Here is a 1,837-nt window from a genome sequence, read left to right as displayed (position 1 = left end):
GCTGCGACCACCTGCTGCGCCTGCGCGTAGCCTACAAAAGCCGTAAGTTTGACCTCGTCACCCAACTGCTCAAAAACAACCAAGCGAAGATTTGAATTGCACCCGAGTTCATGCAACCGATGAGCCAATTCAAGGCAAAAGGCAGGGTAAGCAGGCACACTTAAAGCAATCCAATCATGCCGCTTCGTCCACTAGCTTATAGCGCAGCGAAGAAACCTTGGCTGCCTTCTTCAAATCTTCAATTAATTCTTCCAGTGACTCATTCCGCGCATGAGTGAAACTCATTACCGAATGGGCATGCTCTAGTGAGTAGTCGGAGGTGAGTATCGAGAATTCGCGCTGCTTTTGGCTATGTTCCGCGACGTTTTGCCAGCCACTACAGGTATACATTTTTACTTTGTTTGCTTGATTAGCCATGATGTTGCTTTCCCTTGGGGCATTGAAAGGTTAATTTTCTCGCTGTAATGAAACAAAGGTATTGGCTAGTTATTTCGCCCGCAAATTGCTTTTATCCAATAAGCAAAGAATACAAGATGAGCATTATATTCAAACATGTTTAGGGGACAAAAATGGCTTTTAGGGGAATAAAAAAGCTTTTTACAAATAATAAGTCACGCAAGTTAACGCCGAAGCCATCTTAGAAAATTATAATATTTTTTTTAAATGGAGCCGACGCTACAATGAGTTGCCTTACGTAGGAGCAACACCAGCCTGCTGCCCCCTCGTCAACAGTACAACGACGTCGCCTTCCCCCTCATCGAGCAACTCAATACTTAAGGTAGAGTCACTCAAGACCCGAGGCTCAAAGAATACGGAATTGGTCGTTAACGCAAAACGGCGAATAGCCTTATATTCTGCCCAGTGACCATTAAGTTTGGAGAGACGGGTTGTTCTCCATAAGCCTGTTTGAACTTAGGCAAAGCCAGAAACGGGCAAGAGAGCAAGCAGGCTTGTCTCGTTCATGAAAGCAGCTGTCACGGCGCTTCTCTCGCACAAGCGGAGAGCCTACAAACGTAGGGTTTGCCATAGACGCGTGCCCTACCCTACCCCAACGTCGAATGCAAATTTTCATCACACTACGCGTTGCTACTTTCTGAATTATTCAGAAAGTCGTCGATAGCAATCATGCGGTTTAGACTACGTAAACCCCCTTCGGTGCTTTCAGCATTTTCCCCAAACAGCTTGATTCTCTTTTTATTAACACCTGTACCAGACCTGTTTGGTTTCAGGAAAAACATGCAGACGTTACCTGATTTACTACCATTAAGGTACATCCACTCGAAATCGTATTCAGAAGACCACTTATAAAGCTCAAGGGCTTCTTGTTTAAACTCGTCGGCGTCAACACAGACTTTATCACTCAGTGTCCTCATTTTTTCCGCTTGAAAGGTGGGTAAGGCGACAAAGCTACAACAAGGTTTCGTCATATGGAAACTTATTTTTCTTATAAATGTTTGAATAAATTCTTACCTGTCGAACTGTGAGCAGTTTCTTCCTAACGTTGAGGTACTTGAAGCCAATGGCTATGCACATGCTTTACTCGTCACCTATCTATTCGTACAGGAAGTTTGGCTTTGGCAGTATTGATGCCCTTGCCTCTTTGCTGAAGGAGGCACGTTACAACACAGCACGGGTACGCGCCCGCCACATAATACTTATTGCGCGAGCCCTATTGCCTCATGTTCTGGTGTGGGGAATATGGGTTAGCCATCGCGGCGCAAAACCTGCGGCTGCTATAGCGGATTCGTGAACAGTTCATCCCTATTTGGCGGATAGCCGTAGCCAGTAAGATGAATCCCTATTCGCTTGATTTACGCACCCGCGTGGCGGCGGCCTG

2 protein-coding genes are annotated in these 1,837 nt (G+C 45.8%); both read right to left on the bottom strand.

Annotation, left to right across the window (positions count from 1 at the left end):
• Nucleotides 1-174: 174 nt before the first annotated feature.
• Complete coding sequence (locus ABD842_RS13835) at nt 175-417, bottom strand: hypothetical protein (protein ID WP_345114975.1); 243 nt, start codon at nt 415-417, stop codon at nt 175-177.
• Nucleotides 418-1,076: 659 nt separating this feature from the next.
• Nucleotides 1,077-1,427 carry a hypothetical protein gene (locus ABD842_RS13830; protein WP_345114973.1) on the bottom strand — a complete coding sequence of 117 codons (351 nt, stop codon included), beginning with the start codon at nt 1,425-1,427 and terminating at the stop codon, nt 1,077-1,079.
• Between the last annotated feature and the right edge of the window lie 410 nt (nt 1,428-1,837).

Origin of the sequence: Hymenobacter algoricola (assembly GCF_039539525.1) — a bacterium.
GTDB lineage: Bacteria > Bacteroidota > Bacteroidia > Cytophagales > Hymenobacteraceae > Hymenobacter > Hymenobacter algoricola.
Note: the sequence above shows the minus strand (reverse complement) of the source record. Positions and strands in the feature narration are given on the sequence as shown.

Bases quoted from the DNA above. Each gene is read 5' to 3' on its own strand.
- ABD842_RS13835 (WP_345114975.1), bottom strand. From the start codon at position 417: ATGGCTAATCAAGCAAACAAAGTAAAAATGTATACCTGTAGTGGCTGG.
- ABD842_RS13830 (WP_345114973.1), bottom strand. From the start codon at position 1,427: ATGACGAAACCTTGTTGTAGCTTTGTCGCCTTACCCACCTTTCAAGCG.